This is a genomic window from Tenacibaculum sp. TB-56 (assembly GCF_059716275.2).
This window is the reverse complement of sequence record NZ_CM201367.1, coordinates 1,672,498-1,685,676: the sequence shown is the minus strand read 5'-3', so window position 1 is coordinate 1,685,676 and position 13,179 is coordinate 1,672,498. Positions and strand designations below refer to the sequence as shown.

At 32.9% G+C, this 13,179-nt stretch carries 9 protein-coding genes; 5 read left to right on the top strand and 4 right to left on the bottom strand.

Going from position 1 to position 13,179, the window contains the following annotated elements; genetic code table 11:
- Positions 1–6 precede the first annotated feature (6 nt).
- Both AC3VI6_RS08165 and AC3VI6_RS08160 read left to right on the top strand, forming a co-directional pair.
- Positions 7–858 (top strand): ChaN family lipoprotein, encoded by an 852-nt coding sequence (locus AC3VI6_RS08165; RefSeq protein ID WP_497705818.1) that lies wholly within the window; start codon positions 7–9, stop codon positions 856–858.
- Between the two features lie 65 nt (positions 859–923).
- Complete coding sequence (locus tag AC3VI6_RS08160) at positions 924–2,951, top strand: ComEC/Rec2 family competence protein (RefSeq protein WP_497705817.1); 2,028 nt, start codon at positions 924–926, stop codon at positions 2,949–2,951.
- 3 nt (positions 2,952–2,954) lie between these two features.
- Here AC3VI6_RS08160 and AC3VI6_RS08155 read toward each other — a convergent pair whose 3' ends face one another.
- From AC3VI6_RS08155 to AC3VI6_RS08140, 4 genes are all read right to left on the bottom strand, one after another.
- Positions 2,955–3,476 carry a thioredoxin family protein gene (locus AC3VI6_RS08155; RefSeq protein WP_274634492.1) on the bottom strand — a complete coding sequence of 174 codons (522 nt, stop codon included), beginning with the start codon at positions 3,474–3,476 and terminating at the stop codon, positions 2,955–2,957.
- Positions 3,477–3,574: 98 nt separating this feature from the next.
- A complete protein-coding gene (locus AC3VI6_RS08150; protein ID WP_497705816.1) occupies positions 3,575–5,335 on the bottom strand; it encodes a peptide MFS transporter in 1,761 nt (586 codons plus the stop codon).
- Positions 5,336–5,402: 67 nt separating this feature from the next.
- Entirely contained in the window at positions 5,403–6,947 is a 1,545-nt protein-coding gene (locus AC3VI6_RS08145; protein ID WP_497705815.1) for a peptide MFS transporter, read from the bottom strand.
- A 16-nt stretch (positions 6,948–6,963) separates the two neighbouring features.
- The gene (locus AC3VI6_RS08140) at positions 6,964–9,108 is read right to left on the bottom strand and encodes a S9 family peptidase (RefSeq protein WP_497705814.1); all 2,145 of its coding nucleotides are present in this window, start codon (positions 9,106–9,108) and stop codon (positions 6,964–6,966) included.
- Between the two features lie 137 nt (positions 9,109–9,245).
- Here AC3VI6_RS08140 and AC3VI6_RS08135 point away from each other — a divergent pair, with 137 nt between their 5' ends.
- The 3 genes from AC3VI6_RS08135 to AC3VI6_RS08125 are packed head-to-tail and all read left to right on the top strand — an operon-like array spanning position 9,246 to position 13,137.
- Positions 9,246–10,985: a hydroxymethylglutaryl-CoA reductase, degradative gene (locus AC3VI6_RS08135; RefSeq protein WP_497705813.1), complete on the top strand. Its 1,740-nt coding sequence runs from the start codon at positions 9,246–9,248 to the stop codon at positions 10,983–10,985.
- Positions 10,985–11,929, top strand: coding sequence for a GYDIA family GHMP kinase (locus tag AC3VI6_RS08130; RefSeq protein WP_497705812.1), 945 nt, complete (start codon positions 10,985–10,987; stop codon positions 11,927–11,929). Before AC3VI6_RS08135 ends, AC3VI6_RS08130 begins: the two co-directional genes overlap by 1 nt.
- On the top strand, positions 11,929–13,137 hold the full coding sequence (locus tag AC3VI6_RS08125) for a BaiN/RdsA family NAD(P)/FAD-dependent oxidoreductase (protein WP_497705811.1): 1,209 nt from the start codon (positions 11,929–11,931) through the stop codon (positions 13,135–13,137). Before AC3VI6_RS08130 ends, AC3VI6_RS08125 begins: the two co-directional genes overlap by 1 nt.
- The last annotated feature ends 42 nt before the right edge of the window (positions 13,138–13,179 follow it).

Here is a 13,179-nt window from a genome sequence, read left to right as displayed (position 1 = left end):
ACCAATATGAAAAAGACTCCCTTTTTACTTCTATTCTTGTTTGTCGCTCTTAACTTAGTTGCTCAAAAAAGGGCTTATAAAATATACAATGCTAAAGGAAAGAAAGTTTCTTATGACAGAATGCTTAAAAAAATAGCAAAAAATGATATTGTTTTGTTTGGAGAACTTCATAATAACCCTATTGCGCATTGGCTTCAGTATGAAGTGACCAACGACCTTAACAAAACACGAAAACTTATTTTAGGTGCTGAAATGTTTGAAGCTGATAATCAACAACCTTTAAGTCAATATGTAAACGGTAGTATCAATAGCAAACAACTAGACACCTTGGCTAGATTATGGTCGAACTATAAAACCGATTATGCTCCGCTTGTTAATTTTGCAAAAGACCAAAAGCTGAACTTTGTTGCAAGTAACATTCCTAGAACATATGCTAATTTGGTGTATAAAAAAGGGTTTGAAGCGCTTGATGCTTTATCAGACACCGAAAAATCATGGATTGCTCCTTTGCCTATAAAATTTGACAGCGAATTACCTACCTATAAAAAAATACTGACGATGATGGGAGATCATGGTACTCCAAAATTAGTCATGGCTCAAGCCATAAAAGATGCTACTATGGCACATTTCATTTTGAAAAACCACCTGCCAAATCATTTGTTTTTGCACTATAACGGAGCTTATCACTCTGATTATTACGAAGGAATTTTGTGGTATTTGAAGAATGAAAATACTAATTTGAATTATGCAACAATCACCACGGTTTTACAAAAGGACATTAACAAGCTTGAAAAAGAAAACCTCAAAAAAGCTGATTTTATTATTTGTGTAGATGATAATATGACAACAACTTATTAATTATATTTCTCTCTTATTCAAACGGATACTATTTTTATTTAATTTTTTCATAACTTTAAAAGGTTATGAAAAAGTTGCTTACATACCCTCCTTTTCATTTTTTGCTATGTGTGATTATTGGAATAACACTTCAGTTTTACACACAGATTTGGCATTTTAACCTTCTTTATTTAGGAGTTTTATTGCTAGTTTTTCTAATTGCTCTCTACTTTTTAAAAAGGTTTCAAAAGCGAAAAGTGCTTAGTATCGTTAGCTTACTATTATTTGTTTCTATCGGAATTAGCACTACCTACATTCACAATCCGAAGAATTATGCGAATTATTACGAACATCAATTAACAGACGACTCATCTTCTGTACTAACTATTCAAAAAGTATTAAAACCCGGAAATTATTATACAAAGTATGTAGCTAAAGTCTCTCAGGTTGATTCTACCAAAACAAACGGAACTATTCTTCTAAACATTCAAAAAGACAGTACACAAACCTCACTTGCTGTTGGTAATCGGATTTTTATTAAAACTCCTTTTAAAGAATTAATTCCTCCTTTAAATCCGCATCAATTTGACTACAAACAGTATTTAGCCAAACAGTATATTTATCATCAAGTATTTTTAAGCAAACAGCAATTTAAACAACTTGATGATACAAGTTTTTCTTTAATCAATTTATCGGCTAGTATTAGAGAAAAAGTACAAACTTCCTTAAAACAATATCATTTTTCAAACGATGAATTTGCAGTCATTAATGCTTTATTACTCGGTCAGCGTCAAGAAATATCAAAAGAATTATTAGAAAGCTATACTAATGCAGGCGCAATTCATATCCTAGCCATTTCAGGGTTACACATAGGAATTTTACTATGGCTACTCACCTATCTATTAAAACCTTTGGAAAGAATTCCGCATGGAATGCTTATTAAAACTACTTGCATTGTAGTATTACTCTGGTTTTTTGCTTTTATCGCAGGCTTATCAGCCTCTGTAGTTAGAGCTGTAACCATGTTCACTTTTGTTTCAATTGGACAATCATTTAAACGAAAAAAGATTATTGAGTTTTCTTTAATCAGTTCCATGCTATTTTTACTATTGGTAAAACCCATGTTCTTATTCGATGTTGGATTTCAACTCAGTTATTTAGCCGTTTTTGGCATTGTTTGGGTACAACCGTTACTCTATGATTTATGGAAACCTAAGTTACGAGTTCTCGACAAAGGTTGGCAACTATTTACAGTTTCGGTAGCCGCACAAGCAGGAATTTTACCTATTAGTTTGTACTATTTTCATCAGTTTCCAGGATTGTTTATTCTATCTAACTTAATTATCATTCCCTTTTTAGGAACAATTTTAGGCTGCGGAATAGTAATCATTCTATTAGCAACCTTCAATATCTTACCTCAATTTGCAGCTAATGCGTACGGATTCGTAATTTCTTTGATGAATTATTTTGTCGATTGGATTTCACATCAGGAAGATTTTCTATTGAAAGAGATATCGATGTCATTCTGGGCGATGTTGGCTTGGTATGTATTTACCATTTTCTTCTTTCAGGTTTGGATTCGCAAAACTTCTAAAAGTGTTGTTTTCTTGTTCACTTCTATTCTTCTTTTACAAGGAATATATTTTTATGAAAAACATGAGAAGGTAAACAAAAGTGAGTTTATTGTATTTCACAAAAGCAGGCATACTGTTTTAGGAAAAAGAAATGGTAACGAACTACACGTTTTTAGTTCGATAAGTGATTCCATTCTTCAACAAGAAAAACTTTTACAATCCTACAGAATTGGTGAACATATTCTTTCTAAAAATACAGATTCAGTATTTAACGTTATATCTTTCAACAATAAACAAATCTTGATTATAGATAGCTTAGGCGTTTATCAAATTAACGGACTTAAAAATCCGATAGTGCTACTACAAAACAGTCCTAAAATCAATTTAAACAGATTAATTACTTCGCTAAAACCTCAACAAGTTATTGCGGATGGAAGCAACTACAAATCGTATGTTAATAGATGGAAAGAAACTTGTGATAAACAAAAAACACCATTTTGGTATACGGGTCAAAATGGTGTTTATATTATTAGAGAATAGCTTTTACATGGCACTTTTAAAGTTTTTTTCAAACTCAGGCCAAGGTGTACTCTTATAATTCTCTTTATTAAAATATGCTAGTATTTTTTCAAATCTTTTCTCTTCTAAATATCCAGGAACATTTTGCAATAATTGTCTTTCTGTATTAAAAAAAGCAGTTGACGGATAACTTAATTGCCCTTTCATAATCGCTGCTGCTAATTCATGATATCCTCTTCTACCCTGTGCTTGGTAAGTGAAAGTTCTTCCTTGAAACATAATATCGTGTTTAGCTTCACCATTTAACTTTACAGGGTAGTAATGTGTATTGATGTAATCTATAATTACCTTGTTTTGGTACGTTGTTTTATCCATTTTTTTACACCATCCGCACCAATCGGTATAAATATCTACCATAATTGGCTTAGGATCTTTCTCACTCATTTCCATCGCTTCTTCAAAAGTTAACCAATTAACTTTATTCTCTTGTGCTCTTATTCCAAATGAAATAATGGCGAAAACCGCTACTACTATTATTTTTTTCATATCCTTAAAGTCTCAATAAGTGTTCCAAATTTACAAAAAAACCTGCCAAGTTTTTGACTTGACAGGTTGTTAAAAGTTCTTTTAACCTATATTTAGGGTTATTTCACCCCGTGCATTAACTTTTTAATTACTGGGTTTAAAGCAATAACTAAAAGTCCTGCAATTGTTGGTACAATTGTAAAAATTAAGAAGAAAGTTGATAAACTGTATTCTTTTGTAATGTTTTCAATTTGTCCTCCAAAAACTGCTGCTAGCTTGTTTCCTATCGCAATTGCTAAGTACCACATACCAAACATAAATGCAATCATACGAGCTGGTACTAATTTAGATACATACGAAAGACCAACTGGTGATAAACATAATTCACCTAAAGTATGGAATAAGTATGCTAAGATTAACCATACCATACTTACCTTAACTCCGTCGGTAATTCCGTAAGCTCCGAATGCTAATAAACCAAATCCTACAGCCATAATAATTAAACCTAAACCGTATTTAACCGCTGCAGATGGGTTGTATTTTGAATCCCACCACTTAGAGAATAAGTTTGCAAATGCAATGATAAAGAACGAGTTTAATATTGAGAACCAAGAAACTGTAATTTCTGAAGCTTCCGCAGAGAACTCAACATATAACATCCATCCTACTATAGCCCAAACACCTAAAAAACATACTGCTAACACAATGTTTGACGCTGGTATTCTTTTACCCGTTTCTTTTCCTAAAAGGTATAATACCCAAGTAATAATTACTAAAGGAATTACTGTTAACAATGTATTTACGATGTTAAAGATTGTCTGCGCATTACCTGTTAAAACTCTATCTACATTATCACGAGCAAAAAGAATTAATGAAGTTGCTCCTTGCTCGAAACTCATCCAGAAGAATACCGTAAAGAATGCGAAAATAATTACTGCTATCATTCTATCTCTTACAATTCTGGTATATCTTGATATACGAGAAATTGTTAAGAACAAGAATACTGCTAAACCGAATAATACAGCTACGTACTGTCCATCAAAATCACCTATTTTTAAGGCTCCGAAAAGATCAATTCCTCCAATTTTTGATAACGGATCGTTAATTGCATATCCTAAACCAATTACCGAAGCAATCGCGATTAAAATTTTATCTAAACTTGTAAAAGGGTTTGTTTTATCGCTATCGTTAGATGTTTCTGTAGCTGATACTTCAGCTTCTTCTTTTCCATTTTTAGAAGGAACATCTCCAATAGTACCGAATAATGGCTTCGCTAACCAGAATTGTAACGTTCCTAATAACATAAAGATTCCAGCTAAACCGAATCCCCAAGACCATCCTTCTTTTTCTGCTAAGTATCCGCATAACATCATTCCAAAGAAAGCTCCTGCGTTAACTCCCATGTAAAAAATAGTATAAGCACCATCTTTCTTTTCTGGTAAGTCTTTATACATTTCTGAAATAATAGACGTCATATTAGGCTTAAAAAAACCTGTACCTATTACTAATAAAGCTAAACCAACATACAACCAAAACTCTGTTTCAATAGCCATTGCAGCGTGTCCTAAGGTCATAATGATCGAACCAATAACTACTGCCCAACGGTATCCTGTTAATTTATCGGCTATGATACCTCCTAAAATTGGGGTTAAGTATAATAACATTGCATAGGTACCAAATAATGCTCCTGCGTTTTCTGCCGACCATTCCCAACCTGGATTAGCACCAATTGCTGCTGCTGTTAAAAAGTTTATTAATAATACACGCATTCCGTAAAACGAAAAACGTTCCCACATTTCTGTGAAAAAAAGCACAAATAACCCTGAAGGATGACCTAATACTTTTGACTTAAAAAAATCATTTGATGTAACTGAACTCATATTTATTTATCGTTTATATATAACAAACCTCATGATAAAAAACTATCATGAGGTTAAATGTTCCTTATTATTTTACTCCGTGCATTAATTTTTTAAGAGGGAAACTTAAAAGGAATAATACCACACCACCGATGATTGGAATCCAAACTAAGATGTTGAAGAAATCGGCCATAGAAGATTCTTGTGCGATTTTTTCCATGTAGCTAGAAAAAGATCCTGCTAACTTATTACCCATCGCTGAAGCGAAGAACCAAATACCAAACATGATACCTAATAATCTTTTTGGTGATAATTTATTTACATAAGAAAGACCTACTGGAGATAAACTTAACTCTCCCATTGTATGTAACAAATATGCTAATACTAAGAAAATCATGCTCGTTTTTTGTACTGAATCAACACCTAATCCTGCTGATCCTATTACCATTGGAATAAAACCTAATCCTAATAATATTAAACCAATTGCAAATTTTTGAGGCCCGTTAGGATTGTATTTTGTCTTCGCTAATTTTTGCCAAATCCAAGAAAATAAAGGTGCTAAAGTAAAGATGAATAACGCATTTAAACTCTGGAACCATGTTGCAGGTACTTCAGGATTTTCATCAAAAAATTGATTGTAAATCATGTATCCTATAATTCCCCATAAAATGGTAACACTTAATGCCATAAACATCATTGCTGTAGCATACGTTTTACCAATTGCCTTGAACATTCCTATGAATAACCAAGTTAAAATTACCACTGGTAAAGCAGATAACAAAGCTCCAACTATTTTAAAAACTGTAACTCCAACTCCCTCTAAACTTCTATCAGTATATTCACTTGCGAAAATGTTCATACTTGAACCTGCTTGTTCAAAAGCTGCCCAGAAAAAGATAGAGAAAAATGCTAAAACACCAACAACAATTAATCTTTGTGTTTCTACTTTTGTTAATGGCTCTTTTTCTACTGCTGCAGCTTCTTCAGAAGTTTCTTTCTTTGGTGCTAATCCAATTTCACCAAACATTTTTTGTGCTAAATGGAACTGAATTAATCCTATAAACATGAATATACCTGCTAATCCAAATCCATAGTGCCATCCTAAAGTTTCTCCTAAGTAACCACATAAAATTGATCCTAAGAAAGCTCCTACGTTAATTCCTTGGTAAAAAATAGTGTATCCTGAATCTTTTTTATCACTTCCTTCTGGATATAACTGCCCTACAATTGAAGAAATGTTAGGTTTAAAAAACCCGTTACCTACAATTAATAAACCAAGCCCTAAATAAAACGCTGGCATTGGTTCAAAAGCTAATGATAAATGCCCTAATGTCATTAATACAGCACCTATGATAATTGCCTTTCTAAATCCTAAAATTTTATCGGCAATAATTCCTCCAATAATTGGAGTAATATAAACAAGCATTGTGTACCAACCATATAAACTACTAGCATCACTTTTAGACCATCCTAAACCTGGATTATCGCTTGCTACTTCGCTAATTAAATATAAAACCAGTAAAGCTCTCATACCGTAGTATGAAAAACGTTCCCACATTTCTGTAAAGAACAACATAAATAATCCTACTGGATGCCCAAATATTTCCCTTTCGGTTGCTACATTTTTAGCCATAATATATTGTTTTAGTTTATAAGTTGTTTTTAATAAAGTTCGTCATCTTAGTATATAAGTGTAAGCGTGTGTTACCTCCATAAATACCATGATTCTTGTCAGGATATATACCCCATTCAAATTGCTTGTTAGCTTGAATTAACGCTTCAGCCATTCTGTAAGCATTTTGCACGTGTACGTTATCATCACCTGTTCCGTGAATTAATAAATACTTTCCTTTTAATAATTCTGGATAATTTAATGGTGAATTATCATCATACCCTGCTGGATTCTCCTCTGGTGTACGCATGTAACGCTCAGTATAAATAGTGTCGTAAAAACGCCATGTAGTTACTGGTGCTACAGCAATTGCCGCTGCAAACACATCATTTCCTTTTAATAAACAGTTGGTACTCATGTGTCCTCCAAAAGACCATCCCCAAATACCAATTCTATTTGCGTCTACATACGATAATTTTGCTAATTCTTTAGCTACTGAAATTTGGTCTTCCGTTTCATACTTCACCAAATTCATATAAGTAACTTTTTTAAAGTCACGACCTTTAAATCCTGTTCCTCTACCGTCAACACAAACAACAATATATCCGTCTTGTGCTAACATTTGATGCCAGTAATCGTTAGCCCCATTCCAGCTATTCTTTACATTTTGAGAACCTGGGCCAGAATATTGATACATTAAAACTGGATATTTCTTATTCGCGTCAAAGTTTGCTGGCTTGATAGTATACATGTTTAAATCGTTTCCATTTACATTGATCGTTGAAAACTCTTTTTCACTTAAATTATACCCTGCTACAACCTCTTTTAAATTTGTATTATCAATAATTGTCTTTAATACTTTTCCTTCATCATTTCGTAAAGTATACACAGGTGGTGTGTTTGCATCTGAGAACGTATTGATAAAATAGTGCATGTTTTTACTGAAAGAAGCATTGTTTGTTCCTGAAGGATTGCTTAACAACTTCTTATTCTTTCCGTCTAAAGAAATACTATAAACTCCTCTATTGATAGAACCATTTTCTACCGATTGATAGTAAATAGTTTTCTTAACAGCATTATAACCGTAGTAAGAGGTAACTTCCCAGTTTCCTTTAGTTACTTGATTTAATAACTGTCCGTCTTTATTATAGTGGTAAACGTGATTGTAACCATCTTTTTCACTTGTCCAGATAAAACTGTTATCATCTAAAAATGTTAAATCATCGTTGATATCTACGTAAGCTTTATCTGTTTCATTTAAAACTAAGTGACTTCTGTAAGAGTTAGCATCAACAAAATACATTTTTAAATCATTTTGATGACGATTTAACGTACGAACAGCTAATAAATTAGCATCGCTTGTCCAGTTAATTCTCGGAATATATTCATAATCTCCTACTCTTATCTCAGCAGTTTTACCAGTATTTAATGAGAAGATATGTAATGAAACTTTTGCGTTAGCCTCTCCTGCTTTTGGATATTTAAAAACGTGTTGAGATGGATATTTTTCTTTTCCGTAAACATCCATAGAAAACGTTTTTACTTCACTTTCATTGAAACGTAAAAAAGCTAGGTTGTTACCATCTGCACTCCAATCGAAAGCTTTTACAAAACCGAATTCTTCTTCGTATACCCAATCAGTAATACCATTAATTATTTCATTCTTTTTTCCGTTGCTAGTTATTTGAGTAACTGTATTATCAGAAAAATCTTTAATAAATAAGTTATTTGCTTTAGCATAGGCTACTTTTTTGCTGTCAGGAGAAAATGTAGGTTCCTGAATATCTGTACCTATAAGATCTAATGTCTTTTTAGCAATGTCGTACACATAAAATGTACCTAAAAAAGAATGACGAAAAATTGACTTAAAGTTAGTACCTAAAATCAATTTGGTTTCGTCATTGTTAAAACTATATGATTGAAATGATTTCAATCCTGCTAAATCTTTACTATCTACAATAGTAGCTACTTTTTCTAAAGTTTCATAGCTGTATTTATCTACCGAAGTACTTCCATTTTCATAGTTTAGTAGCGAATAAAAATCTCCATTCATAGAATTTAAAGAGTTCATATAATCTGCTCTAAACGTGCCTTTTCTCCATATATCTTCTAAGGAAATATCTTTTTTCTGAGCTTGCACTAGCGAAGATATCCCTATAAAAAATAGTAATAATTTCTTCATATTAAGTTGTTGTTTATCTAAAAAGTTTGCCAAGTTTACGGAAAAATAGCCAAAAACCCCCTCAAAAAAATCATAAAAACTAAATATCACCCCTATTTTAACACGTTTCACTTATCTTTGAACCATCAAAAAATGAATTGAGGATGTCTAAAACGATCTCTGGTTTTTCAAAACTTACCAAAGAGGAAAAAATAGACTGGTTGGCAGAAAGTTACTTTAACAATCAACCAGAAATTATACAAACCATTAAGCAATACTGGAATGTAGACGAAAAACTACAACAGCTGCACGATGATTTTATTGAAAATACCATTTCTAATTTTTATATGCCTTACGGCATTGCTCCTAACTTTATTATTAACGGACGCAGTTATGTAATACCAATGGTGGTTGAAGAAAGCTCTGTTGTTGCTGCTGCTTCTTTAGTTGCCAAGTTTTGGAGTACTCGTGGAGGATTTAAAACAGAAGTAATTTCTACTACAAAAATTGGTCAGGTACATTTTATGTATGCTGGTAACAAAAAAGAGTTAGAAACCTATTTTAATCAACAAAAAACCGAATTACATGCTGCCACTGCATCCATTACAAAGAATATGGAAAAACGTGGTGGTGGTATTTTAGATATTCAACTGGTTGACAAAACCGATAAACTAGCAGATTACTATCAATTACATGTTACGTTTGAAACAAAAGATAGTATGGGTGCTAACTTTATCAATTCTTGTTTAGAAGCTATTGCTAAAGCTTTTAGGAAAGATGATATTGAAATTGTGATGAGCATACTTTCTAACTACGTTCCTGAATGTTTAGTTAGAGCGGAAGTTAGCTGTAAGGTAGAAGAATTAGGAGGCAAAAATCCTGAAAAGTTTGCTCAAAAATTTGAACAAGCAGTTAAAATCGCTGAAATAGAACCGTATCGTGCAGTTACACACAATAAAGGTATTATGAATGGAATAGATGCTGTTGTGTTGGCAACTGGTAACGATTTTAGAGCGATTGAAGCAGGAGCACATGCGTATGCTTCAAAAGATGGACAATATAAAAGCCTAACACACTGTGAAGTAAAAGACGGTATTTTTAGGTTTTGGATTGAAATTCCTCTAGCATTAGGAACTGTGGGTGGATTAACAGCATTACACCCAATGGCGAAACTATCGCTAGATATGATGCAAAAACCAAGCGCACGCACCTTAATGCAAATTATCGCTGCGGCTGGTTTAGCGCAAAATTTTGCTGCTTTACGTGCCTTAACTACTAAAGGTATTCAACATGGACATATGAAAATGCACTTGATGAACATCTTAAATCAACACAAAGCCACCAACGAAGAAAAAGAAGCAGTCGTTGCTTATTTTGAAGATAGAACGGCCTCACACAGTGCTGTAGTTGAAAAACTAAATGAGCTTCGCAAACCAAAAGTGCAATGGGTAGACTTTTTAAATGAGGAAGAAGTACGTAGTAAGCTTATAAATTTAGCAGCTGATGCAAAACCCTTATTTGGAAAAATGAACGGGCAACAAATGGTAGAGCATTTAAGTACAGTTACTCAAATAGCTAATGGAAATTGGCATGTTGACATGTATGTTTCTGATGAGAAAACAGCTAGAAGAAAACCTTTTTTAAATACCGATGGCGAATTACAAGTTGGATTTAAAGCTCCTTTTTTATCAGAAGATCCAACTCCACTGAAGTTTGATTCAATGAACGAAGCTATTGATGATTTGATACATCAGGTTCAATATTTTGAGACTGTGTTTAATGAAGATCCAAACCGAAAAGTAGTGCATCCATTTTTTGGAGAGTTGGATTATGAGTATTGGAAAAAGTTTCAAATAAAACACTTTACCCATCATTTTAAACAATTTGGGCTGGTATAATGCGACACTATTCTAACGGAAAATTATTACTCACCGGCGAATATGTTGTTCTAGATGGCGCTACATCATTGGCTATTCCTACCAAGTTTGGACAAGACTTAATCGTTGAACCGATTAAAGAACCACAACTTATTTGGGGAAGTTTTACCCATACAGGAGAATGTTGGTTTGAAGCTTCTTTCGATTTACCAAAACTTAGGTTAACCTCAGCTACATTTAACTCTGATAAAGAAGGTAGTGCCGAATTTATAGCTGAAACTTTACATGATATTTTACAAGAAGCAAAAAAATTAAATCCTAATTTTTTAAATACTAATCATGGGTATATTGTAAAAACAAACCTAACATTTCCACAAAACTGGGGATTAGGAAGTTCTTCAACTTTAATTAATAATATTGCTACTTGGGCTAATATAAATCCGTTTACATTACTTTGGAATGCTTTTTCTGGAAGTGGTTACGATATTGCTTGTGCAAAACATAACACTCCTATTCTATATAGATTAATGATGACTGAGCGTAGTCGAAGTCAACAACCTCATATTGAAGAAGTAAATTTCAATCCAAGTTTTTCTGAGGAATTGTTTTTTGTGCATTTGAATCAAAAACAAAATAGTAGAGAAGGAATTGCTCACTATAAAAAACACAAAGAAGAAGCGCTACGGTTAATTCCTGAAATAGATAACTTGACACGAGAGTTTTTGCACACGAACACTTCAAAAGACCTAAACAAAATTATTATTGAGCATGAAAAACTTATTAGCTCAATAATTAAAATAAATCCTGTAAAAGAAACTACATTTCCAGATTATTTTGGACAAGTAAAAAGCCTAGGTGCTTGGGGTGGAGATTTTATTTTGGCTACAGGTAATGAAGACAGCATTAACTATTTTCAACAAAAAGGATTCAATACTATCCTTTCATATAAAGAAATGATTTTATAATGAAAAAAGTCATTATTATTGGTGGTGGAGCAGCAGGCTATTTTACTGCTATTAATGCAAAAGAACTCAATCCTGAATTGAACATTACTATTCTTGAGAAAGGAAAAGAGGTTTTACAAAAAGTAAAAATTTCTGGTGGAGGCCGTTGTAATGTTACGCATGCTTGTTTTGATCCCAAGGAATTGACAAAATTTTATCCTAGAGGAGAAAAAGAATTACTTGGACCATTTCATCAATTCATGACGGGTGATACTTTTGAATGGTTTGAAAATCGAGGAGTTCCTTTAAAAATAGAAGAAGATAATCGAGTATTTCCAGAAGCTAATACTTCTCAAGCAATTATTGATTGTTTTCAAGACGCTGTTGATAACCTCGGAATTACGGTGTTAAAAAATCATGGTGTGAACTCCATTTCTCAACAAAATGAGAAATGGATTATCAACACAAAAAATCAAAATTTTGAAGCTGATTTCGTAGTGGTTGCTGCAGGAAGTAGTAAAAAAGTTTGGGATTTATGTAAAACCCTAGATCACACAATTATTGAACCTGTTCCTTCTTTATTTACTTTTAATATCAAAGACAAACGAATTATAGATTTAGGCGGAATATCCGTTCCTAATGCCGAAGTAACACTTGTTGGAACGAATTTAGAAAATTCTGGTCCATTATTAATTACCCATTGGGGATTAAGTGGTCCTGCTATCTTAAAACTATCCGCTTTTGGTGCTCGTATTTTAGCTGACAAAAATTATCAATACAACGTATTGGTAAATTGGCTAGGACAAGATACAGATTCAGTTTTTGATGAGTTGCAACAGTTAAAAAAATCGCAAGCTAAAAAGCAAGTGAATTTAAAATCTCCTTTTAGCGATATTCCTCGTCGATTATGGGAACGATTAGTTGCAGCTTCAGAAATAAAAAACAATCAGAATTGGGCTGATTTGAGCAATAAGCAACTTCAAAATTTAGCGAATCAATTAACAAAAGGGTTGTTTAACGCAAATGGCCGTACTACTTTTAAAGAAGAATTTGTAACTGCTGGCGGTATCGATTTAAAAGAAATTAACTTTAAACGTTTTGAAAGCAAAAAACACAAAAACTTGTTTTTTGTAGGTGAAGTATTAAATATTGATGCCGTTACTGGTGGCTTCAACTTTCAAAATGCGTGGACAGGAGGTTTTATTTGCGCAAATGCTATTGCAGAATAGATTAAAAGTCATTTCGAACATAAATTGAAGTTTTTCACTTCG